This is a genomic window from Leclercia sp. TB492, from assembly GCF_049974505.2.
Lineage (GTDB): Bacteria > Pseudomonadota > Gammaproteobacteria > Enterobacterales > Enterobacteriaceae > Enterobacter > Enterobacter adecarboxylatus_C.
The window spans coordinates 2,231,161-2,254,362 of sequence record NZ_CM127572.1 but is presented as its reverse complement, the minus strand read 5'-3'; the positions used below and the strand labels follow the sequence as shown (position 1 = coordinate 2,254,362).

The following is a 23,202-nucleotide window of genomic DNA, read 5'->3' as shown; positions in this document are numbered from 1 at the left end:
ACCCTCTTAATGGTTTTCAGCTGGGGGCAAAGGCTACGACCCCCAACGCGTTCGCAGATAACGCACCGCCTCCTGCGCCTGGGGCTGATTGAGGTTGTTCTCCCGGAACAGGATCGTACCGTCAATCTGCGGCTCGGATTCGTTCAGATCCAGCTGTTTTTTCAGCTCCGGCACGCCGCCTTGTACCGTCCAGTCGGGCTCTTTGCTTGAGGGCTCGCCCACCTTATACAAGGCGACGCCAATATAGAGCCGGGTATGGGTAGGTTTCACCACCTGAGCCCACCATTTCGCCAGCACGTCATAGCGCGCCGCATCCCGGGAAAACGGCCAGTAGATCTGCGGGGCGATGTAGTCCAGCAGCCCCTGTTGCACCCAGCGACGGGTATCGGCAAAGGATTCGTCATAGGCCGCCGCCCCCCGGGTGTCGGACCCGGCCGGATCGTGGGAGCGGTTACGCCAGACGCCAGCCGGACTCACGCCAAACTCGACGTTGGGGTTGATCTGCTTGATGGTGCGTGACACCTGCGTAATCAGCTGCTGGGTATTGTCGCGCCGCCAGTCGGCTTTCGAGTCAAATCCCTGACCGTACTGGCGGTACGTCTGGCTGTCATTCAGCGCCGAGCCTGCGGACTCGGCATAGAAGTAGTCATCGAACTGCACGCCGTCCACCGGATAGCGCGACACCACTTCGGCCACGATGCTGGTGATCCAGTCCCGGGCTTCCGGAATGCCGGGGTCGAGGACATAGCGATCTCCCGCGGTGCGGATCCACTCCCGATGCAGAACAAACACGCTCGGCGGATGGAGCGACAGGGTACGGTTCAGCTCCGCGACCGTGCCGGGCCGGGTGTTGGTTGAGACGCGGTAAGGGTTAAACCAGGCGTGAACCTTCATCCCGCGCTTGTGTGCTTCATCGAGCATAAACTGCAGCGGGTCGTAGCCGGGATCTTCCCCGATTTTGCCGGTCAGCATATCCGACCACGGCAATATCTTTGATGGCCACAGGGCGGTGCCGTCCGGCTTGACCTGGAAAAACACGGTGTTGATCCCGAGACTTTTCAGATTATCCAGCTTATCGGTCAGGGCCTTTTGCTGCATGGCGATCCGCAATGCAGCAGGGCGACCGTTCACCGACGCCTGCGGCGGCCAGTCGAGACGAGAGACGGTCGCCAGCCAGACGCCGCGCACCGGCTCATGGCGTGCACCTTTATCCGGCAGCGGATGTTTAGCCACCGGCGGTAGCGGAGTGACCAGCGATTTAGGTGGTGTAGAGCTGCAACTGACCAGTAACAGCGCCCAGGCGATAAGGGCACCAGAGCGTTTAAGGTGGGTGGCAAGCTGAGAAGGACGTGAGCAGGCGATGATAGACTCCATTTCTACAGTGTTTCGCCGGGAACATTTATTGTCGTTCTATTCATGGTTAAGTCAATTCTTAACAATGATTGTAATTCTCCACTTTCTTAGTACGCCTTCCCATCGATTGCTTACACTTTATCGAGATAAATCTACACAAGAGGGGCTATGCGACAGACAGCATCTCATCTCTGGATCCTGTTGACCGGCTTACTGAGCATCCTTGTGGGGCGACATTGAGTCCGGAGACCACACTTCTGCTGGCGCGCAGTCAGTTCGCCTTTACCATCAGCTTTCATATTGTGCTGGCGGCGTTTACCCTCGGGCTGGCGCAGCTCTTGATGGTGCTGGAGGGGCTCTGGCTGTGGCGTAAGCAGCCCGTCTGGTTCGGTCTCTGGCGCTACTGGAGTAAGGTGTTCGCCCTGAACGTGGCGGTAGGGATCGTGACCGGGGTCGTGATGGAGTTCTCGTTCGGTACCAACTGGAGCGGGCTGGCGAGTCGTACCGGCGCGGTGCTGGGGCCGATGCTCTATATGGAAGTGCTGGTGGCCTTCTTTCTGGAAGCGGGCTTCATGGGGGTGATGCTGTTCGGGATGAATAAGGTGCGGCCGTGGATCCACTTTATGGCGACCTGCATTGTGGCGCTCGGTTCGGTGTTTAGCGCTTTCTGGATCCTCGCCGCTAACTCCTGGATGCAAACCCCGGACGGGTATCTGATTGGTGCCGATGGTCGCTTCCGGCCCGTTGACTGGTGGGCGGTGATTATCAATCCCTCCTTCCCGTGGCGGATGGCGCATATGGTTGTGGCCGCCATTCTCGGTACCGCCTGTCTGATCGGGGCCTGTGGCGCATGGCATCTGCTGCGCGATGCCCGGCATCCGGCGGCCCGGCATATGTTTTCTATCGCGATGTGGACCCTGCTGATAATGGCGCCGCTGCAGGTGGTGTTGGGGGACCTGCATGGAGAGAATACCCGGGATCGTCAGCCGGTGAAGCTGGCCGCCATGGAAGGTAGCTGGGATCCCCCTCCGCCCGGACATGGCGAGCCGATGCGGCTCTTTGCGCTGCCGGATATGGCAGAGCGTCGCAATCATTATGAGCTGGCCATTCCTGATATCGGCTCCCTTTACCTGCGGCATAACCTGCAAGGGACGATCCACAGTCTTAATCAGTATCCTCCTGATGAACTGCCCTGGGTGCCGCTGGTGTTCTGGGCCTTTCGCATCATGGTGGGACTGGGTCTGCTAATGGTGTTTACCGCTATCGCCGGACTCGTTGCGCGTCTGCGCGGGCGATTATGGCAGGCGCGGCGGCTCCAGCGTCTGATGGTGGTCATGGCACCCGCCGGTTTTTTTGCCATGCTGGCGGGGTGGATGGTGACCGAAGCCGGGCGGCAACCCTGGACGGTCTACGGTCTGGTTCGTACCTCAGAGAGTATTTCGCCCGTGGCTCCGCATTTCGTTCTCGGCTCATTAATTCTGATCGTCACGATTTACCTGGCGCTGTTCGGGCTGGGGTTGTGGTTTTTGCTGCGTCTGCTTGCCAGGCCGCCCACGGAGGACGAAGAAGGGGCTGAGCCCGATGTTGCCCGGCGGACCGGGAAAGGAGAAACCGATGCATGAGTTGATGGGATTACCGCTGTTACAAATCCTGTCAGCGGCATCGCTGGTGGTAAGCCTGTGGATCTACGTTCTGCTGGACGGAACGGACCTCGGCGCCGGGATACTCTGCGCCTTTCAGCGCGACGAGGCCTCCCGGTATAAGATCACTATTTCATTACTCCCCATCTGGGATGGGAACGAGACCTGGCTGGTGCTGGCGGCGGGAAGCCTCTTCGGGCTGTTTCCCCTTGCGTACGCCATTATTCTGAGCGCCCTGTATGTGCCGGTCTTTATCCTGGTGCTGGCACTGGTGGTGCGTGGAATGGCGATTGAGTTTCGGCATTATGCCCCACGTCTGTTTGATACGCTGCTGGTGGCGGGGTCGCTGCTGGCTACCCTGGCCCAGGGGGTGATTGTCGGGAGTCTGATCCAGACGATCCCCAACGACGGTCAGCAGTTTACCGGTACCGGCTGGGAGTGGTTTAGCCCATTTCAGCTCTTTTGCGCACTGTCGCTGGTAGTGTTTTATTGCCTGATGGGCGAGGGATGGCTGATCTGGCGGGGAACCGGAGTACTGTTGCATCGGGCGAGGCGGGCGCTCCCCTGGCTGGCGACGATCGCGCTGTTGCTGATGGCCGGGCTACTGTTCTGGACCATGCAATTACAGGAGACCTGGCGTCTGCATCTGCAGAATTTCACGATCTGGCTGCCGTTTGCCGGGGCGGTGCTGGCGGGCGGGGGACTGGTGTGGTTCGGCCTTAAGCGCGGGTATCATTTTCTGCCGTTGGCCGGGATACTGGTGCTGGTGAGTAGCGGCTTCGGCGCGCTGGTGTTTACGCTGTATCCGTGGATAGTCCCGGCGTCGATAACCCTTCATCAGGCGGCCGCGCCACCGGAGACCCAGCGTTTTCTGCTGATAAGCTTTGCGCTGCTGGCTCCGGTGACGCTGCTGTACAACACCTGGGGGTTCAGGCTGTTTAGCGGGAAAATTCGCTAATCGTTACTGCGCCAGGATCTGCTCCAGCGTGGCACCTATCGCCAGAATTTGCGCATCACTCCCCGGCATACCGTCTATCTCCAGCCCTACCGGCAACCGGCTGGTGGCACCAAACCCGACCGGCAGGGTCAGCCCCGGCAGGCGGGCATTGCTTCCCGGATCCACATTGCGGATCAAGCGGGCAAAGTTTTCCGCGGAACTCACCTCATCATTCGCCAGCGGGGCGACGACCGGCGAAGTGGGGAAGATCAGCCCGTCGAGCTGGTGGTCGTGGAAGGTCCGTTCATAGAGGGCGATCAGACGCCCGATCCCCTGCGAAACTGCCTGTTGGTATAGTGGCGTCAGCGGAACCAGATTGCCGTCATTATCCGGGATCACCCCCGGGACAATGACGTGCTCAAAGATGGCGCGCACATCCGGGCTGGCGATGTGCTGCACGATATCCTGCAGGGTCAGCCGGGTGTCATGCGCCTGGAGATAATCAATCAGATCGTGCTTACCTTCATGCATCACCACCGGGAAGGAGACGGCGGCATTGGCCTCTTCAAGCCCGGGCATCTCGACGGCAACCAGCGTGACTCCCGCATCGTGTAGCCTGGCGAGTGCGGCGTGGGCCTGCTGGCTGACCTCTTCATCCAACGCCTGCCAGAACCAGGGCGCAATTCCGAGACGAATGGTCCGGGCGGGTTTAGGGAGTAACACCTCGCCACCGGCCATCAGGCTGTCGATCAGGGCAATATCCGCCACGTTGCGGGCCATCGGGCCCGCGGTATCCCGGGTGTGGGAGAGGGGGGTGATCCCCGCCTGGGAATAGCGCCCGGTGGTGGGACGAAAACCGACGCAGCCATTCAGGGCGCAGGGCTGGCGCACCGACGCCCCGGTATCGGTGCCGATGGCTACCGGTACCATCCCTGCGGCAACGGCCACCGCGCTGCCCGACGAAGACCCGCCCGCAATACGGCTGACGTCGTGGGCGTTGCGCACACCCTTTATCGCAGGCGTGTTATACGCCGCGTTATAGCCGGTGACGCCAAAGGCCAGCTCATGCATGTTGCATTTGCCAATAATAATGGCGCCCGCATCGATAAGACGTTGGATCACCGGGGCGGTCGTTTTGGGTACAAAATTTTTCAGGGCTGGCGTCCCAGCCGTATTAGGCAAACCGGCGACGTGAATATTGTCTTTCACCGCGACGGGAACACCGCCCAGCGGCAAGGGGGCACCGCCGTCGGCGAGGTGTTTATCCCAGGCCTTTGCCTGCGCCAGCGCCTGTTCGGCATTCACCGTAATAAAGGCGTTGAGGTGATCCTGGGCGTCGATGCGGGCTAAGCAGGCACGAACCAGCGCTTCGCTCGACACTTTTCGTTCACTGATGAGCTGTGCCGCGTCGGCGGCGGTGAGGGTATCCAGTTGTGCAGGGTTTGCGGGTGTTATTGTTTTCATGGGCTGTTTCCGGACAGTGGGTATCCGCAACATTTAGGCAAATCAGCCCTACGCGCGCCATCCTCAGGATTGAGGAGGCGTTAATGCCTGAGCCGCGAGGCCAGCTCCGTGCGGTTGGCGCAGTCGAGCTTTTTCAGGGCGTGATTCAGATGGGTGCGGACGGTGGTGAAGCTGATGTTCAGCAGGCGGGCGACCTCTTTATCGCCCAGACCTTTGCAGACCAGGCTGACCACCTCCTGCTCCCGGGCGGTTAACGACGGGGACTCTTCATTTTTCGGTAAGGCTCTGGCAAACCAGGGTTCCAGCAACTGCAACAGTGCGATTTCGCGCTGCCCGAACGGCGGGGCGTCTTTGGCCCGCCAGATGCGCAGATCGCCCACGTCGTCACCATCACGTAAAAAATAGACATTAACGCCGTGGTGCATGCCGCAGGGTTTCAGGAACTCATGGTAAAAGGCCGTTTTGAACAACTCTCGGGCAGGCATCACCTCATCCACCAGGGTTGGATGCTGTTTTGCGCGCAGAAGCGGGGTGATGGGATCGATGTATTGCCAGGTACTGGCATGCTCACGCATTGCTTTTTCAGCAATGTTCCAGCTGACGCCGTGGCGCGAGGTCCTGGAGGCAGAGGACCAGATGCAGGATGCCGCAAAATCGGCCTGCAACAGGGCGCAGACATTTTCCAGCGTCTCCTGACGCAGGGCGCGGCTGCCCTGGCCCGAACCGAGTTGCCACAGGATGTGCGAGAACAGACGAAGCTCACTGGAGGTTAACGGGATCTCCATTCCTGATGTTCTCCCTGTGGGTTTGTGTCAGTGAGTGTAGAACAGGTCGGGCACAGCGCCATAATTATATGTAGTTACAACATACAATAAACTTATTACACTAAGACACGTCAACATCGTGCCCGTTTATCTTCGCTTTACAGCATGCGGGAGTCCGCTCTGCGCCGTTTGCGAACAATACGTTAGCGCAAACGGCGTCGGCTGAACAGATTAATGATTTATATCTCAGGAAACAGAATGCCGGTAAGCCGATCCCCGGACTTTCTCAACGGCCACTTTCCCGGCGATAAACGCATGGTCCGAATTGTAGTATTCCCATTCGCTGTAGCGTCCGGCCAGGGTGATGCCGTGCAGCAACAGCCATTTGCGGATCGTCTCCACGTTCTCCTTGCGGCTCTGATCGTAGATCACGTAGGCGTAGGGGATATCGATTTGGTTGGCGGTGATAATCTCATCCTCTGCTGAAATAATTCCGGCTTCGATGCACTCCTTAATGCAGCGGTCGATCAGCGCCTGGCCGTCAACCGGCAGCGGTTTATCCGGTGAGTAACTGATTTCACAGGTCAGGCCGCAGCTGCCCGCCGGGCTGCAGAAGGGGCTAGCGTTCCCCTGAACAAAAATGCGGTGAAATATTGTCTTACCGGCAAAGTAAATCCAGTGTTTGTCGGTCAGATTGTCACGGCCAACCCCCAGGTTGACGCAGCGAACGGAGACGTGGCGCAGGCCTTTCGCTGCTTTGCGTACGTCAGGCGGCACTTCGTCGCCCATCAGGCGAATCAGCTCCGGCAGTACCAGAGTGCTGATCATATGTTCATAGCGATACTGCCGTCCGTCTGACAGCGCAACGATGTGCTGATTGGCATAGATTTTACTGACCTCGGCCCCGGTCTCTATCCGGCCTTTAATGTGCGGCAGAAAACCGTTCATCAGCGCCTGGAAACCGCCCTGCAGCGGATAACCAAAGCGCGCATTGGGCCCCATCGGCTTTGAGGTCTCGTTCAGGGCGCCGTCGATAATTTGTTCCAGGTCGGGCAGGGGAACGCGGCCACCCAGCCAGGATGTCTCCATTTCCGACAGCGGCACCGTCCATAGCTTTTTATTATAGGGGATAGCAAAATGCCGGGCGATCCCCTTGCCCCATGTCTCATAGATAAAGGCTTCAAAGCTGCCTTTTCGTGGCGTTTTCTCCGCTGGGTCGGCGCTGATGTAGTCCGGCACCGCGCCATCGGCGCAGCAGTCGTGGTGCTGTTTCCCCTGGCCGGTTTTCTCGGCGCAGGTCGTCATGCTTTGCACACCCGAACCCGTTCCGTATCGCGCCTCGATGGCACCCAGAATGCACTCTTTAACCACCGTGGCGGGCAACCCGTAAAGGGAGCCCTGGAAGGGGTAGCGGGTATAAACGCCGTCGGTATAGACCCAGGCTTCACGGATCTGCCAGTGGATATTGTCCCCCAGTAACGTTTTGTACAGCGCCAGCACCTCTTCGTCAGCGGAAAACATAATGTGGCCCGCATAATCGAAGGTAAAACCTTTGTCCTGAATGGAGCGACAGAGCCCGCCGACCGTGGCATTGCGCTCAAGCAACGTTGCCCCTTCGCCATAGTGATAGGCCGCGCTCAGCCCGGTTGGCCCGGCCCCGAGGATTAAACATTTCTGTGCTTCTGTGCGGGCCGCCTTCTGTGGGATCAGCCGTAAAACCGGCTCGGAAGCGGATTCGTCGGAGCTGCTATCCGCTGCGCTGACCGTCGCAGCCGAGGCATCCAGATAGCGTAAAAATGCGTTCTCAATCAACGCGTGCATGCTCTGCACGGTTTTATCCCAGGAGGTGCTGGCGACAATACGCTGCATCGTCTGCTGCTGCGCTTTTCGGGTCTCTTCCGGCAGCGCCAGCGCCTGTTCGCAGGCGGCAATAAAGGCTGCCTGGTCGTGGGCAACAGCCACAACGTGGCTATAGGGTTTTTCAACATCGGCAATGGCGGTACTGACCACCGGCAGCTGCGCGGCCATGTACTCGAGCACTTTTGTCGGGCTAATGAACCGCGTGGATTCATTCAGCGCGAACGGCATCAGGCACACATCCCAGCCGGCAAGGAACTGTGGCAGGGCCTGATAAGGCTGCATGCCGGGATAATGAATGTTGCTGCGTCTGGGCAGGGTAGCGGGATCGATCTTCACCACCGGGCCGACCATCACGATCTGCCACTCCGGATGTGAATCCGCGAGAGCCGCAATCAAAGATAAATCCATACGTTCATCAATAACGCCGTAATACCCGAGCCGTGGATGGGGGATCTCGTCCTGCAGCGGGTGATGATTCGCCCGATCCAGCGCCTGTTCGAAATGCACCGCATCGACGCTGCTGGCAAAACAGTGAATATTCGGGTGGCGGCCTTTCCTCGCTTCATACAGGCTGGGGCCACCGGTAAAGACAATATCCGCCCGGCTCAGCAGAGCTGACTCACGTTGCAACAGCTGGCGAGGGGCTTTCTCAAAGGCGGCAAGTTCATCCATGCAGTCATAGACCACGACCGCCGGAGTAAAGATCTTCAACAGCGGAAGCGCCATCGGCGTATAGAACCAGACCACCGGGGTTTCGTCCGGCTCCCGTAGCTCCGTCAGGAGCGTTTCCAGAAAGGCAATTTGCTCGTCGTGGAACCCGGCCGCCGTTGACGGGGTATGCGGCTGAACCACGGTGACGTTTGGGGCGGGCCGGGAGAGCTTCAGCTCCGGTTTCTCCGCTGAATAGAGCGGCTCCTCAATAAAGACAATGTGATAGTGCTGGGCAAGACGTGTCATCAGATGCTGTGGACGCTGAAAGACAAAGTCCCAGCGCAGGTGACTAAAAACATATATTTTTTTCATATCTGATACCTCTGTGCCGGTGCAGGTAAAGGCGCCTGATGGCTGTTGAAAACGTTTCAGCCGGAGCTGGGTTTGCTCAAGCGCGCGTGCGTAAAGGGTATTAAGATGTCGCTCTTTATCGGGCGTAATGTCCCACAAACCGCAGTGATGCCAGACAGCACAGTTTTCCCAGTCGGGGCGGTCAATAATGGGGTAAAGGCAGATCCCTGAGAGCTCAACGCCCGCCAGCTGTGCCTGAGCAACCTCAGAGGCGACATCGTTAATCCAGGCTCCACGCCCACTGCCGACATGGCTTGTTTCGGCAAGCAGAATAGGGCGGTGATAGCGTTCATAGAGTTCCTGCAACATTTCGTGTAATCGTCGTCGTCGCCGGTCGCCAAGATGCCAGGCGAGGCGCTGGTTGTTTCCCATCATCCACTGGTTGTCGTGGTAGTAATTGGCCCCGATCAGATCCAGGTAGCGTGGGTTACCGCCGAGCTCGGGCTCATGCCGTCCCGCTAGCATGTCCCACGCCTGGTACTGCGCCGTGCGCAACGCCTCGGTTTCCTGTTCGGTCGTGGGGTCGTCGTCGGGAGAAATCAGATGAATCAGAGGGTCACAATGCAGAATTCTGGCCCGGGGATCGGCCGCCCAGATGGCGTCGCAGGCGGCTATCGTGGCGCGAACCAGCTGCCGCTTGATCTGCATGCTTTCCATCTCTTCCGCAAGGGCGGCGGGAAACAGGCCCACGGTAATCCCCCAGGCGGTAAAGGAGATCTCGTTGACCGGGGAGTAGACCGGCGGCTCCTGATACCAGGGGCGCAAAAAGGCGGCCAGCGCGCCGCACAGCCGGGCGAAACGCGTCACAAATGCCTCAGAGAAAAAATCGACATCGTCTGGCCAGCCGTAATGGCAAATCGTCCAGCAGATCTGGATACCGTTCTCCTTTGCCGATGCCATTTTGTCCGCGACGGCGGTAAAGTCGTAACCCTCTGATGTATCGGTAAGTCGCCAGCCGACGCTCTCCCTCACCGTGGCGATGTGAAAAGGGCGGAGTGCCCTGTAATCATCGTAATGTCTGCTGTCATGACCCGTTTCGTGATCCATTGAAAGGGCATGCCCTTGCCGCGTAACAAAATCAGCACCTTCAAACCCCGCCTGCCAGAATGAACTAAAAATAGGCATCTCACTGCTCCCGATGGATAGTGTTTATCAATAAAAAAACAAACCGGCATGGTATTAAAATGGGGAAATAAATAATCCCTTTTTACGGATCACAATACGGCAGAATAATCAGGTCCTCACTCATATTTACGTCAAAATCATGCATGCTTATCCCCTCCACGTATTTTATTAAAGGCGGAACAGAGTCAAAAATAAACCACCCGGAAGTACCAGGTTTGTTTCAACATCCCTTGCAGAAATAAGCGCGAACCAGCTTTACCGCTGTCTTATCTTTAAATGATAGACGGGAACACTGATGAGGAGCAGGGTCTTTTCATCGACGCTCTGCTTCGTTATTAGAAAAGATGATTAAAATCATCGTGAGACAGGAGTGCTTTTTTTACAGTTAACGCTTCGGTTAAGCGAAATTATTTTTTATAGGCTGCATAAAGTCCCCGGGGCCGCTACGTTAGTTTCCCGCATATGCAGGGTTTGCTGGCTGTAATTAACGAACCGGTACGCGCCCTATATTTAATACATTTCTTTTTTAACGATCTCACGCGGAGTAAATATAAATTACGGCACATTTAATAATTAATAAATAACTCCGGATAATACATATTATATGTAGTTACAACATACAATAGCCTTCTTTAACCTTATACCTCAGCATCGTGCTCGGTAACAAGGCTTTGCAGCTCGAAAGGGGTGGTTTGAACGTTTTTATCCTTTTCAGGGGATAATTTGCACTTATCCCCTGGAGGGGTTATTCTCATTTTATCCCCTACAGGGGATTTTATCAAAATATCCGCTATGGGGGATAATCATGAAGGTGACATCGGCAGACGCACTGGCGCAGGCCGTCCGGGATCAGCGTAAGGTCAATAAGTTAACCCAAACGGCGACGGCTGAACAGGTAGGTATTAAACAAACCACCGTATCGGATTTCGAGAACAAACCGGGCTCCACCAAGCTGGACACCTTGTTCAAAATCCTTGCGGCGCTGGACCTGGAACTGCACGTGGTAAAACGCGGCGCCACGCTGCCGGACAATAACGCCTGGACGAAGGAGTGGTAAGCGATGCGCGCAAAACGTCTGACTGTCGCGATGAATGGCGATGTGATAGGCACGCTGCATCGTGATGGCAGCGGGGCGATGTCCTTTCAGTATGCCCCAGCGTGGCTGGCAGAGCCGGGTTCGCGAGCGATCTCGCTCTCTCTGCCGCTGCAACACGGCAGGATTAGCGGCGCGCCGGTCTTCAATTTCTTCAGCAATCTGCTGCCTGACTCCGAGGCGATTATTGCCCGCATGCAGGCCCGTTTTCAGGTGGAAACCACGCATCCCTTCGATCTGCTCGCCAGCGTTGGGCGTGACTGCGTCGGCGCCATTCAGCTCTATCCGCCGGGGCAGGAGATCCCCCCGGTAACGGATATCGTGGCCGAACCGCTGGATGACGATCAGATTGCCGCGCTGCTCGAGGGCTACCAGATGGCGCCGCTGGGGATGACAGAGGAGGGCGCCGATTTTCGCATTTCGCTGGCCGGGGCGCAGGAGAAAACGGCGCTGCTGTGGTATCAGGATCGCTGGCAACGGCCCCAGGGCAGCACCCCAACCAGCCATATCTTCAAGCTGCCGATAGGTAGAATAGAGCAGAACAATATCGACCTGAGCGAAAGCTGCGAAAACGAATGGCTCTGTTTGCGTATCGCCAAAGCCTTTGGTTTCCCGGTCGCGCATGCCGACATGGCGCAGTTTGGCCGGAAAAAGGTGCTGATTATCGAGCGTTTCGATCGTCGATGGGCCCGCAGCGGCTGGCTGATGCGCTTGCCGCAGGAGGACTTTTGCCAGGCGCTGGGCGTGTCGCCAGCGCTGAAATATGAGTCTCACGGTGGCCCCGGGATTGCAGACGCCATGAAGCTGCTGCTTGGTTCTCGCCTGGCGGGGCAGGATCGCGAGATGTTCTTTAAGGCGCAGATCCTTTTCTGGATGCTGGCCGCCATCGATGGCCACGGTAAAAATTTTAGCCTGTTTATTGAGGCCGACTCCTCGTTTCGCATGGCCCCGCTGTATGACGTGATTTCCGCGTTTCCGCTGTTCGACGCCGGGGGGATCCCCATCAAAAAGGCGAAGATGGCGATGGCGCTACAGGGAAAAAACCGGCAGTACCATTTCGCGATGATCCAACCGCGACACTTTATCAGCACCGCCGCCTTTGCGGGATTTTCGCAGGAGACTGCCCGCCGTTTGATGACGGAGATGGCCGCGGTTACCGACGACGTTATCGCCACCGTCAGGGCAGAATTGCCGACGGATTTTCCGCTGCCGGTGAGCGAGGCTATTTTTCGCGGTTTAGCCCGCCAGGCGGCGCGGATAGGGCGATTCAATGAGTTAACCGCGTAATACAGCATGCCGGGCACCTGCTTTAGGTACTAAAAATGGTAGGTAATTGAGATATATTTGCATTTGTAAATGATATTTATTTTCATTATCATTTTTCTTTACGTAAGCAACTGTAAAGAAAAATGACATGAACAACGCCTCTGCTGTAAAGAACAAAACGCTGTGTGCCCTCGCTATTTCACTGGCTATGCACTCTGGCTCGCTCTTCGCTAAAGAATTTACCGAGAAGGATTTCCTCGTTCAACCGCTGGGACATGGCGTGTATGAGCTGGCCTATGATAAAGACCAGAACGCGCTCTATGCAGCCTCTGCGCCCTCTTTTGATAAAGACAAAACCGCCGGGCTGGTCTTCCAGCTGGCCGCGCCCACACTGAAAATTGAGCACCAGATCCCTACCGAACGCCGCACCTTTGCCGTCGCGCTGGATCAGGAGCAGCACATTCTCTATCTGGGTAATGCCCTGGAAGGGTCGGTCACACTGCTCGACACGCGTAACAATAAAATCATCAAAACGATCCAGCTGAGCGACGATTCAGATCCGAATAAGAAAGCCCACGTCCGTGAAGTGGTGCTGGATAAAAAACATCAGCGCCTGTATGTCTCCGGAATTGGTCGTAAGGGTAAAGGCCTGCTGTGGGTAGTGGATACGCAGAAGCAGGCTCTTGCCCAGACCCTCGAAAAACTGGAGCCCGTCGGTTTTGCCGTGGATGAGGCTGGCGACAAGGTTTACGTCGTCTCCGGCTCCGGGGAGCTGATCACCCTGGAGGGTAAAACCTCGCAGCTGCTCACCCGCGTGAAGGTCGATCCTGCCGACCCGGAACATTACTTCCTGAACATCGCGCTCAACACCGCGAAAGGGGTGGGCTATATCGCGGATACCAACACCAAAGATGTGCTGGTTGTGCAGCTGGATTCCGGCAAACTCCTGCACCGTGTCCCGACGCCTAATTCCGTCGGCGTGCTCTACAACCCCGCGCGTGAAGAAGTTTATGTCACCCATCGCAACGATCGCCAGATTAGCGTGATCGACGCGACCAACAATCGCCTGAAACACACCATTAAAACCGCGGCGATGCCAAACAGCCTGGCGCTTTCTGCCGATGCCAGCACGCTCTATGCCAGCGTCAAGCAGGATGAGAAAGCCAGTGCAGCTGACTACGTGCTCAAGATTGATTTAAACCAGTTCTAAGGATCCCGTTGTGATTAAGCAAACACGCATGGCCGTGGCGGTTTCGCTCGCCCTGGTTAACCTGCCGGTAGCCGTTTTCGCCGCAGAAAACACCGCCGTAAACGAAGATGAACTGGTAGTGACCGCGACCGGTTTTAGCCAGGAACGCCGTGAAGCACCGGCGACGATTTCCGTGGTGAATGAAAAAGAGCTGAACACCCGCTCGAATCAGAACGTTACCGAAGCCCTGCGCGAGATGCCGGGCGTGCTGGTCGGTAACGGCCACGGCAGCCTGGCAACAGGCGATGTGCAGATGCGCGGGATGGACTCCACCTATACCTCGTACATGGTAAACGGCATCAAGCAGGCGACCCGCGAATCCCGCCCTTATGGACACCATATCGGCACCGAAGCGGCCTTTATGCCGCCGCTTGCCGCCATCGAGCGGATCGAGGTGATCCGCGGGCCAATGTCCTCCCTGTATGGCTCTGACTCCATCGGCGGCGTGGTCAACGTGATCACTAAGAAGGCCTATAACCTGGAGAAGTGGACCGGGGTTCTGGAGGATAACTACTTCCTGCAGGAGAAGAGCGAGTACGGCAATACCAACCAGACGAATGCCTTTGTGATGGGACCGGTGATCCCGGGCAAGCTTGGGGTGAGCCTGGCCGCGGACTATCTCGATCGCCGCGACGATGACAGCATCAACGATGAGCGTTTTGTGAAGCATCAGTCCGGGAATCTGGATGCGACGATCTCCATGTCGCCGACCGATACCCAGCTCTGGGATCTGAATGCCACTAAAGGCAACCAGGAGAAAACCCATAACGACAAGCAGTGGTACTGGGGCTTCGACCGCGATGCGGCATCGCTGTCGCAACATGCCTGGTATGGCGACATCCTGGAAGTAAAGAACTTCGTCAGCTACGAAAAAGCCAAAACCGAGTACCGCGTTCCGGGAATGTCATCGCAGTTTATTACCCAGAAGAACTACGAAGCCAACAGCGCCAACACCTTTACCCTGGGCGATCACAAGCTGACCCTGGGGGTGAACTTTACGCGCAACGAGCTGGATGATGAGTTCGGCATTAAGGACAAGGAAGCGCCGGGCGTCACGCCGGTCAGCGAAATTACGCGCGACGGCTGGGCAGTGTTTGCCGAAGACGCCTGGATGATCGTGCCGGACTTCACCCTGACCACCTCGGCGCGTCTGGATCATGACAGCTATTTTGGTTACCACGTCACGCCTAAGCTCTACGGCAACTGGACCATCGATGAAAACTGGGCGCTGAAGGGCGGTGTCTCTGCTGGCTATAAGAAGCCGGATCTGCGCCAGAATAACCAGGGCTTCACCAGCGTGTACGGCGCTTATCCGTATTCGGAAATCGGCATCGGTAATGACGATCTGAAGCCGGAAGAGAGCGTCAACACCGAGCTGGGCATCTACTGGCAGCAGGACGCGCTGGCGCTGGATGCAACCCTCTTCTACACCAAATTTAAGGACAAAATCAGCGACCATCTCATTTGTACCGCGTCGGACACGCAGAAGTGTACCTACAACGGGTATGTCGCGGATACCGTCTTCCAGTACGCCAACGTCAGCGATGCGGAGATCTACGGTCTGGAGCTGAACGGCGACTGGCAGGTCACGTCCTCCCTGAGAGCCAACGCCAACTATACGTACACCCACAGCGAACAGCAGAGCGGGGAGTATAAAGGGTATGCGCTGAGCGATTTCCCGGAAAGCATGGCCAACGTCTCCCTGACCTGGAACGCGGTAAATGACCTGGAGCTGTGGACCAAAGCCAGCTGGCGCAGCACGTCGCCGGACATTGGCAAATCCAGCGAAACGGAAGCCTATGCCCTGGTCGACCTGGGCGCGCGTTATCATCTGAACAAGAACGTGACGCTGATGACCGGCATCTATAACCTGTTCGATGCCAACCCGATCTACCGCACCTCTTACAACCAGTCTTCAATGCTGGAAGGTCGCCGCTATAACTTTGGCGCCCGTATCGAGTTCTGATATCTCTGCCGGGGCCTGCGGGCTCCGGTCTCTTCGGCTGGTTAAAACGTTCTACTTGTGATACTTAAACTGGGATACAACAAACCAGGATAATAAAGATGTCGCAGAACAAAATTGCCCACAAAGTACAAAACCTCCAGTCATCCGCGATCAGAGAATTATTAAAACACAGCAAGATGGAAGGGGTGATTTCACTCGGCGGGGGCATTCCCAACCCGGATCTTTTCGATCGCGAAGGGCTGGAGCTGGCTATGGAGAAGGTGCTTTCCAGCACCTGGAAAGAGGCGTTTCAGTACGGTCTGAGCGAGGGCAGCCCGGAGCTGCGCGGGGCCATCTGTCAGCTGCTGAGCGGCAGGGGGATTACCTGCGGCGTGGATGACGTGGTGGTGACCTCCGGCTCCCAGCAGTCGCTGGATATTCTGGCGCGAGCGCTGATTAACCCGGGCGACATCGTGGTCGTCGAACGTCCGACCTATCTCGCTGCGCTGCAGGTTCTGCAGTTAGCGGAGGCTAACCTGATGTCGGTGGGTACCGACGGCGACGGGATGATCATCGATGAGCTGGAAGCCCTGGTTAAGACCACGCCGGTGAAAGCCGTCTATATCGTACCGACGTTCGGCAACCCGGGCGGCGTTACCCTGGCAGAGCAGCGCCGCAAGCAGTTAGTGGCCTTATCCCAGCGCTACGATTTCGTCATCATCGAGGACGATCCCTATGGCGAAATCAACTTCACCGACCAAACCTTCACGCCACTCAAGGCCTGGGCGGCAGAAATGGGCTGTGGCGATAACGTGATTTATACCTCCACCTTTTCCAAAATCCTCGCGCCGGGCGCAAGGGTTGGCTGGTTAGTACTGCCGGACTGGATAAAGCGTCAGGTGGTGATCCTCAAGCAGGCGACCGATCTGCACACCAGCTCGTTATCGCAGTCGCTGACGTATCACTACCTGGAGAGCGGCCGCCTGGCCGGGCAAATCGACCTGATCCGCGAAGCCTATAAACACAAGTGCCAGATCCTGTGCCAGCACGTGGAAAACGAACTGAGCGAACATCTGACCTTCCATAAACCGATGGGCGGCATGTTCCTGTGGGCCAAATTTAAATACGAGATGAATACCACGGCGTGGTTGCAAAAGACGCTCAGCAACGGCGTAGTCTATGTGCCTGGGGAGTTCTTCTACTGCAACGAGCCGGATCATGCCACGCTGCGCATGTCGTACGTCAGCGTCACGGATGAGAACCTGAAAGAAGCGGTGGCGCGGTTAAAAGCCTCGCTGTAAGTTCCCGGAACGGGTGGCAAAAGCCACCCGTTTTTAGTTATCAGCTGCGAATAAATTCCAGTAAGTCTTTGTTGATGGTATCAGGGTGCGTGGTGTGCATCCCGTGAGGATACCCCGGATAGACTTTCAGGGTGCTGTTGCTGAGAAGTTCATCCTGGAGCAGGCTGGCGTTTTTGTAAGGCACAACCTGATCGTCATCGCCCTGCAAAATAAGCACCGGCAGGGTGATCGCTTTCAGATCGGCGGTCTGGTCCGTTTCTGAAAACGCCTTAATGCCTTCATAGTGCGCCTTCGCGCTGCCAATCATCCCTTGTCGCCACCAGTTCTGGATGGTGCCCTGCGAAATTTCAGCCCCGTCACGGTTAAAGCCGTAGAACGGTCCCGTTGCCACGTCGAGATAGAACTGCGCCCGGTTTGCTGCCAGCGCCTGGCGGAACCCATCGAACACTTCAATCGGCGTCCCGCCCGGATTGTCCGGCGTTTTCACCATCAATGGCGGTACGGCGCTGATCAACACGGCTTTCGCCACGCGATCCTGCGGTTGTCCGTATTGCGCCACGTATCGCGCTACCTGTCCGCCGCCGGTAGAGTGACCGACATGCACCACATTGTGCAGATCCAGATGTTCAACGATGGCGGAGACATCGGCGGCGTAGTGGTCCATATCATGGCCGTCGCTGACCTGATCGGAGCGGCCGTGACCACGACGGTCCGAGGCAATGACACGGAAACCTTCCGCTAAAAAGAACAGTAACTGGTTATCCCAGTCATCCGCGCTTAATGGCCAGCCGTGATGGAAGAATATAGGTTGTGCATCTTTGGGACCCCAGTCTTTATAGAAGATACTGACATTATCTTTTGTGGTGACAAATGACATGGTGAACCTCTCGGGGAGTGAAAGAACCTGAGTGAGATGAGTGAGTCAATAGGTGACGATGTACAGCCGCTTAGAAGTCTAGTTGAGATAATTAACGGCTGCCTCCAAAAGAGAACGTAACCGTTTTGCGCAGCCGGCTCAGGCTAAACAGCACCGACGCGACAGAGGCTGCGACGGCGACCCACAGGGCAATATGAACGGCCTGTTCATTGAACGTCTGGCCGGATTCAGTCGACATGACGGAAAGCAGGATACCCACCACGGCGGCGCCCAGGCATTGCCCAAACGTCCGCGCGATAGACAAGATCCCGGAGCCATAGCTGGCGTACTCACGAGAAACATTAGACAGCATCTCCCGGTTGTTGGGACTCTGGAAGCAGCCAAATCCGATGCCGCACACCAGGCTGCGCAGGCAGATATCCCATACCGCAGGCGTGGCGGGCAGCATCGCCAGCAGGATCAATCCCACAACAAAAATAGCCAGTCCAATGGTAGAGATCAGCGGCGCAGAAAGGGTATCGGCCCAACGGCCCGCATGGGGCGCAATCAGTACAATGCCAATCGGCCAGGGAATAAACAGCAGGGCGGACACGACAGGGCTATAGCCATACACGCTCTGAAAAAGGAAAGGCAACGCAATAAAAGTAATGCCCTGGCTGATAAAAGAGGCCAGCGAGGTTAAGGCTGCCAGGGTAAAACGCCCATTTTTAAAAATGGCAGGCGGCAGTAAGGGGGCCTTAACACGGCGGATATGCCAGATAAACATCATAATGCTGATGATGGCGAGGAGCCCCCAGCTGACGGTCTCGTGATGGCTGGAAAGGCTATTCGCCGCCATGATGGTTGAACCTAACAGCGTCGCCGACAGCACCGCCCCGAGTGTGTCGAACGCAGCGTTGCCTGAGGTTGGTTTTCCGGGTAATGCCTTGCCAGCCAGCACCAGTGCGAGCGTTCCCGGAATCAGGTTAATGGCAAACAGCCATTGCCAGCTGAAAGTGTCCAGAATTGTGCCGCCCAGTACGGGAGCAATAGCCGTACTGGAAGCAATCAACAGGGCATGCAGTCCCAGAACGCGCCCGAGCAGTCGTCCCGGGAAAACGGATCGCAGGATCGCCGGGGCAATACTCAATGTGGCCGCGCCGCCGATCCCCTGCAAAATACGCATTCCGATCAGCATCTCCGGCGTTTTTGCCAGCGCGCAGCCCAGGGATGTCAGCGTAAACGTAGCCAGTCCTCCCAGAAAAATGGGGCGCGTTCCGTATCGGGCCGCGAGTGAGGCGAAGATCAGTAACGTCATGGCAGCCGAAAGCAGATAGCCGTTGGCGAACCAGACAGCAATATTGGCGGGCACCCGCATCGCTTGCGCCATGGAGGGCAGGGCAATGTTGATCATGGTGCCATCGAATACCCCCATAAGCGTGGTGATCATCACTGCGATCATAACCCTGGCGCGTTCCTGGCCTGGTAGCCCTTCGTCACCGGGTTGGTTTGAAAATAATGTATTCATCCTGACTCCTGGGGATGGTGTTTTGATGAAGAAACTATAATCATGTGGCATAGAGTGCGGAAGGCGCATCGTCCACACTGAATCATTGCACCGAACGCCTTATCTGATTTCGCCTTGAGGTTAATCATGTCTGACCCTGATTTTAACTTGCTTGTCGCGCTGGACATCCTGCTGGCAGAGGCCAGCGTTGCAGGGGCAGCGCGACGCTTAAACCTGAGTACATCAGCCATGAGCCGAACGCTCAGCAGGCTACGGGAGGTAACGGGCGATCCGATCCTGGTGCGGGCCGGACGCAACATGGTGCTGACGCCCTGGGCTGAAGCATCCCGGGACCGCGCCCGGAACGCGGTGCATGAGGCGAGGGCGGTGCTGCAACCCTCACTGGAGACGCTCAAGGTGGAAAATCTGGCGCGGCTTTTCACCATCAGAGCCAACGATGGATTTGTTGTCGCGTTCGGCCCGGCGCTAATTGCCGCCGTAGCTGAGGCCGCTCCTGACGTATGTATCCGCTTTGCGCCGAAGCCTGAAAAAACGTCGCGCTATCTGCGTGAGGGCCTGGTCGACCTGGAGATTGGCGTACAGAGCAACATGGGCCCTGAAATTCGCCTTCAGCGGCTTTTCCAGGACAGATTTGTGGGTGCGGTCCGTAAGGCGCATCCGCTGGCGTCCTTACCGGAAATCGGCATCAATGAATATGTCGCCTGGGGCCATGTGGTGGCCGCGCCAGACGGATCGTTACACGGGTTTGTTGATGATGCGCTGGCTGAGTCAGGCATGAAACGTAAGGTGGCAAGCGTGGTGCCTGGCTTTCCGACGGCGTTATCCGTGGCGCTGGCATCCGATCTTATCGCCATGGTGCCGGCGCTCTATTTAATTAATCAGCAGATGACAGAACAGTTGCACGTTTTTGAACTGCCATTTAAAACCCGGACCATAACGGTTTCGCAGATGTGGCATCCCAGAATGGAAAAGGATCCCGGCCATCGCTGGCTGAGAGAGAAGATTAAAGCGGTGTGTCAGACGGCGGGTGGGTGAAACTGCGCTCCGAATGGCAACCAGGCAATCCGGAGCGCTATCCTTTATACGTGCAGTTCTGCGACGACCTCGGCAACGCTTTTCACGCGGCGAATGCTGCCGATGCCTGTGCCGAGAGAGATATAGCCCTCGTCAGTATTGCCTTCAAGCATTCCCAGGCGCAGACCGCGTAATCCGCCCATCACCTTCGCCAGCTCTTCCTTACTGGCACCCGCTTTATCCAACGCAACCAGTTTATCGGCGAGCTTACCCGGCAACGAACGGTAGTAATCGGGAAGGGTGCGGAACAGGCGCATATCCAGCCCGTTCGCAGCGATAATTTTGTCTTTTACTGATTGCGGTACGCGGCTTTCAAGCGTGCTGATAAATACCGAGCCGGCAAACACACCCTGTGCGCCCAGGGCATGTGCGGCTCTGGCGGTTCGGTTGTCGGTTATCCCGCCCGCAGCCATAACCGGGACATTTTTCACCGCGTCGGCGATCAGCGGCACAATGGAGAAAGTGCCCAATGTGACGCCGGGCAAGGTGCCGCCTTCATCAAACCCCGTCGCCACAATAATATCGGCCCCGGCGGCTTCCGCGAGTCGGGTGTTTTCCGGAGAAGGGTTGATATCCCGGAAGATGATTTTGATCCCTGCGGTTTTCAGCTCATCAAACAGGGCAGGGATAATGGAACCTTCGCCGTAGCCGGTGTAAACCACTGCATGCACAGCTTCCTCTTTGATGACGTTGAGGATGGACGGTGTCCAGATGTCATTTTCTGCCGTCGGGATCAGATTGACGCCAAAAGGTTTCTCGGTGAGCATTTTGGTTTTGCGGATCTCTTCGCGCATTTTCTCGGCTGTCGCTTCCGGCGTTGAGACCGCTGTTTCGGCCGTTAATCCGGCATTGGGTCCGAGTACTCCGAGACCTCCGGCGTTACTGACCGCCGCCACCAGACGGGCATCGGTGAGCCATGACAGAGGCCCCTGAATGACATTTTTTTCGATACCCAGAATATAACTAACACTCTGATTTTGCATGAGACATTTCCTTTAACTAAGACGGTTCTTAGACCGGTATAGCCTGAGTCTACTCGCCGCTTTTGTTCTGAAAAATAGCGAATATCCTTCATCACTTTTACAAAATCAGTAACAATGGACGCGTTATCTATTTCGGGATGAAGGCGTGCTATGCAAATCAACGTGTACGAACTGATGCGGATCTTTATTGAGATCGTCGAGTCGGGCAGTTTTTCCCAGACGTCAGAAAACCTGCAAATTCACCGGCCCGCAGTGACCAGAGCGATCAAACAGCTGGAGCAGCACACGGGGGTGCGTTTGCTGCACCGTACAACCCGGCGAATCACGCTGACACCCGAAGGGGAAGAGTTTTACCGCAGCAGTAAGCCCTTGCTGGAACAAACCGATGCTTTATTAGGCTCTTTTGTCGCGGGCCGTTCATTATGCGGGCAGCTGCGTGTGGATATGCCCGTATCGATTGCCGCAATGCTGGTTGTACCCAGGTTGCCGGATTTCTATCGCCATTATCCCGGAATTGAAGTGGTGCTCAGCAGCTCCGACAGGCGTAAAGATATGCTGCGTGACGGCCTGGACTGCATCGTCCGTGTCGGTCCGCTGGAAGACGGTGACTATGTGGCTCGCTCGCTGGGTAAGATTAAACTGGTCACCTGTGCCAGCCCGGCATACCTTGCGGAGTATGGCGTGCCTGAAACGCTGGACGATCTGCAGAATCACCAGGGCGTGAACTGGTTTAACATTAACAGCCGACAAATTATGCCGTGGGTGTTTCAGTCGCCGTCTGGCATTGAGGAACTTAATCTGGCAGGCAAATTGGTGCTGGATAATTCAGAAGTCTATATTGCGGCGGGTCTGGCCGGGCTTGGGTTATTGCAGGGCATGGATTTCTTTTTACGCCCGTACATCAATGACGGACGTCTGGTAGAAGTGTTGCCTGGTCATCCGGTTCCGGCGCGACAGTTGTCCGTGCTTTATCCGCACCGGCATATTTCCCCGAAAGTGCGGGTCTTTACGCAGTGGCTGGAGACGGTTTTGAAGGCGTATACCTAAAATTGGGGCAGGGTGGACTGAATGAAAGTGATACTGGTGCGGCACGCGGAAACAGAGTGGAATGTGCGGGGAATTATTCAGGGGCACAGTGATAGTGCGTTGACCCGTCGGGGATTGCATGAAACATCGGCCTTACTGGCCGCGCTTGCAGCAAGTGATTACCGTATCGAAGGTGTTTACGCATCTCCGCTTGGCCGTGCATGGCAAATGGGCCAGAGCCTGGCTAAGGACTTTCGCTGCCCATTGACAGCAGAACCAGCTCTTAAAGAACAAGCCTTTGGTCAGTTTGAAGGAGTGTCATCAGAGCTGCTCATCCAAAACTATCCAAACGATGCCCGTGCATTATTCGAACTTGATGCAGCGTATTGCACACCAGGTGGTGAATCTCTCGCGCAGGCTTCTCAGCGGGTTATGCATTTTTTACATCACCTGGAATCAACGTCACAGCATCAAACAATTTGTATTGTGACACACGGGCATGTCAGTCAGGGCGTTCTGGCGATTCTTAAAGATGGGGTAATCGATTATTTCCCACAATATGCACAACCCAACGCGAGTTACTCCGTGTTCGATCTGATAAACGGGAAATGTACTGATGTCAGATGGGGAATTGCCACACACTTGCTTCAACTTCGTTGGTGAACAACACGAGAAT

At 56.5% G+C, this 23,202-nt stretch carries 17 protein-coding genes; 10 read left to right on the top strand and 7 right to left on the bottom strand.

What is annotated here, in order from left to right; genetic code table 11:
* Positions 1–33: 33 nt before the first annotated feature.
* The gene (locus tag ACP4QI_RS10690) at positions 34–1,374 is read right to left on the bottom strand and encodes a glycoside hydrolase family 10 protein (protein ID WP_426494672.1); all 1,341 of its coding nucleotides are present in this window, start codon (positions 1,372–1,374) and stop codon (positions 34–36) included.
* Between the two features lie 215 nt (positions 1,375–1,589).
* Here ACP4QI_RS10690 and ACP4QI_RS10685 point away from each other — a divergent pair, with 215 nt between their 5' ends.
* Both ACP4QI_RS10685 and ACP4QI_RS10680 read left to right on the top strand, forming a co-directional pair.
* Positions 1,590–2,975, top strand: coding sequence for a cytochrome ubiquinol oxidase subunit I (locus tag ACP4QI_RS10685; protein ID WP_426494673.1), 1,386 nt, complete (start codon positions 1,590–1,592; stop codon positions 2,973–2,975).
* On the top strand, positions 2,968–3,951 hold the full coding sequence (locus ACP4QI_RS10680; RefSeq protein ID WP_426494674.1) for a cytochrome d ubiquinol oxidase subunit II: 984 nt from the start codon (positions 2,968–2,970) through the stop codon (positions 3,949–3,951). The genes ACP4QI_RS10685 and ACP4QI_RS10680 overlap by 8 nt, the downstream gene beginning before the upstream one ends.
* Positions 3,952–3,954: 3 nt before the next feature.
* Here ACP4QI_RS10680 and iaaH read toward each other — a convergent pair whose 3' ends face one another.
* From iaaH to ACP4QI_RS10665, 3 genes are all read right to left on the bottom strand, one after another.
* On the bottom strand, positions 3,955–5,394 hold the full coding sequence (iaaH, locus tag ACP4QI_RS10675) for an indoleacetamide hydrolase (RefSeq protein WP_426494675.1): 1,440 nt from the start codon (positions 5,392–5,394) through the stop codon (positions 3,955–3,957).
* An 80-nt stretch (positions 5,395–5,474) separates the two neighbouring features.
* Positions 5,475–6,179 (bottom strand): response regulator transcription factor, encoded by a 705-nt coding sequence (locus tag ACP4QI_RS10670; RefSeq protein WP_142489450.1) that lies wholly within the window; start codon positions 6,177–6,179, stop codon positions 5,475–5,477.
* A 225-nt stretch (positions 6,180–6,404) separates the two neighbouring features.
* The gene (locus ACP4QI_RS10665) at positions 6,405–10,205 is read right to left on the bottom strand and encodes an NAD(P)-binding protein (RefSeq protein ID WP_426494676.1); all 3,801 of its coding nucleotides are present in this window, start codon (positions 10,203–10,205) and stop codon (positions 6,405–6,407) included.
* A gap of 805 nt (positions 10,206–11,010) precedes the next feature.
* Between ACP4QI_RS10665 and ACP4QI_RS10660 the strand changes: the two genes are divergently transcribed.
* The 5 genes from ACP4QI_RS10660 (at position 11,011) to ACP4QI_RS10640 (ending at position 17,059) form a co-directional block, all read left to right on the top strand.
* Positions 11,011–11,262, top strand: a complete 252-nt coding sequence (locus tag ACP4QI_RS10660) for a helix-turn-helix domain-containing protein (protein WP_142489448.1) — start codon at positions 11,011–11,013, stop codon at positions 11,260–11,262.
* A 3-nt stretch (positions 11,263–11,265) separates the two neighbouring features.
* Positions 11,266–12,585: a type II toxin-antitoxin system HipA family toxin gene (locus ACP4QI_RS10655; protein ID WP_285112187.1), complete on the top strand. Its 1,320-nt coding sequence runs from the start codon at positions 11,266–11,268 to the stop codon at positions 12,583–12,585.
* A 127-nt stretch (positions 12,586–12,712) separates the two neighbouring features.
* A complete protein-coding gene (gene yncE / locus ACP4QI_RS10650) occupies positions 12,713–13,774 on the top strand; it encodes a 7-bladed beta-propeller protein YncE (protein WP_142489446.1) in 1,062 nt (353 codons plus the stop codon).
* A gap of 10 nt (positions 13,775–13,784) precedes the next feature.
* Complete coding sequence (locus ACP4QI_RS10645; protein ID WP_285129709.1) at positions 13,785–15,779, top strand: TonB-dependent receptor domain-containing protein; 1,995 nt, start codon at positions 13,785–13,787, stop codon at positions 15,777–15,779.
* Positions 15,780–15,877: 98 nt separating this feature from the next.
* The gene (locus ACP4QI_RS10640) at positions 15,878–17,059 is read left to right on the top strand and encodes an aminotransferase-like domain-containing protein (RefSeq protein ID WP_156263756.1); all 1,182 of its coding nucleotides are present in this window, start codon (positions 15,878–15,880) and stop codon (positions 17,057–17,059) included.
* Between the two features lie 40 nt (positions 17,060–17,099).
* Here ACP4QI_RS10640 and ACP4QI_RS10635 read toward each other — a convergent pair whose 3' ends face one another.
* Positions 17,100–17,936, bottom strand: coding sequence for an alpha/beta fold hydrolase (locus ACP4QI_RS10635; RefSeq protein ID WP_285128783.1), 837 nt, complete (start codon positions 17,934–17,936; stop codon positions 17,100–17,102).
* A 91-nt stretch (positions 17,937–18,027) separates the two neighbouring features.
* Entirely contained in the window at positions 18,028–19,443 is a 1,416-nt protein-coding gene (locus ACP4QI_RS10630; RefSeq protein WP_285128784.1) for an MFS transporter, read from the bottom strand.
* A 126-nt stretch (positions 19,444–19,569) separates the two neighbouring features.
* Between ACP4QI_RS10630 and ACP4QI_RS10625 the strand changes: the two genes are divergently transcribed.
* On the top strand, positions 19,570–20,478 hold the full coding sequence (locus tag ACP4QI_RS10625; protein ID WP_285128785.1) for a LysR family transcriptional regulator: 909 nt from the start codon (positions 19,570–19,572) through the stop codon (positions 20,476–20,478).
* Between the two features lie 44 nt (positions 20,479–20,522).
* Here ACP4QI_RS10625 and ACP4QI_RS10620 read toward each other — a convergent pair whose 3' ends face one another.
* Positions 20,523–21,500: an NAD(P)H-dependent flavin oxidoreductase gene (locus ACP4QI_RS10620; protein WP_285125663.1), complete on the bottom strand. Its 978-nt coding sequence runs from the start codon at positions 21,498–21,500 to the stop codon at positions 20,523–20,525.
* Between the two features lie 150 nt (positions 21,501–21,650).
* Here ACP4QI_RS10620 and ACP4QI_RS10615 point away from each other — a divergent pair, with 150 nt between their 5' ends.
* A complete protein-coding gene (locus ACP4QI_RS10615; RefSeq protein WP_426494677.1) occupies positions 21,651–22,547 on the top strand; it encodes a LysR family transcriptional regulator in 897 nt (298 codons plus the stop codon).
* Positions 22,548–22,568: 21 nt separating this feature from the next.
* Positions 22,569–23,189 (top strand): histidine phosphatase family protein, encoded by a 621-nt coding sequence (locus ACP4QI_RS10610; protein WP_426494678.1) that lies wholly within the window; start codon positions 22,569–22,571, stop codon positions 23,187–23,189.
* Positions 23,190–23,202: the final 13 nt, after the last annotated feature.